Origin of the sequence: Mycobacterium sp. AT1, assembly GCF_002043095.1 — a bacterium.
Classification (GTDB): Bacteria; Actinomycetota; Actinomycetes; order Mycobacteriales; family Mycobacteriaceae; genus Mycobacterium.
In genome coordinates this window covers 299-821 of sequence record NZ_MVOC01000121.1, presented here as the reverse complement: position 1 = coordinate 821, position 523 = coordinate 299, and the positions used below count along the sequence as shown (strand labels likewise).

Genomic DNA, 523 nt, shown 5'->3' with positions numbered 1-523 from the left:
CGACGCGGCTGAGGTTCACGCGGCGAAGCCAGGCACGCCTCGGCGCCGTTGGTGGAAGCGAAACTAGCCAAATTTCGGCTTAGAACGGCGGGGGAGACTTCGCAACCGGATGATCGGCTCGGGCTTCGGCCGCATCGTTCTCGACTTCGCACTCCTGCTGATTGAGTTCGCGTTCGAGTTGGATGCGGCGGGTGCGGTCTTGGGCGCGGGTGGTCTTGCGTCGGGGCATGGTCAGTCCGGCTGTGTGTGCCCTGGGGACCTCTGAGGCGACCACCGATGCAGTGGGCTCGCTGAGTTCGGGGAAGAGCAGTCGGCTGCCCGGTGTGGTGGTATAGCTCCGGCCGTCGGGTGCGGTCCACACGATGGTGCCGTCGTCGAGTTGCCGTTCGCGCCAACCGCTTTGGCCGCCCCAGAAGGTTTTCAAGAGATGGTGTCTTCGGCATAGGCATTTGAGGTTGGACGCCGCGGTCGGCCCGTATGGCCACGGGATCGTATGGTCCACGTCACAATTCGTGGCCGGCAC

The 523-nt window shown here is 64.6% G+C and carries 1 protein-coding gene; it reads right to left on the bottom strand.

The window, feature by feature from the left end; translation table 11 throughout:
• Nucleotides 1–79 precede the first annotated feature (79 nt).
• The gene (locus B1790_RS33805; protein ID WP_079927624.1) at nucleotides 80–424 is read right to left on the bottom strand and encodes a hypothetical protein; all 345 of its coding nucleotides are present in this window, start codon (nucleotides 422–424) and stop codon (nucleotides 80–82) included.
• Nucleotides 425–523 lie beyond the last annotated feature (99 nt).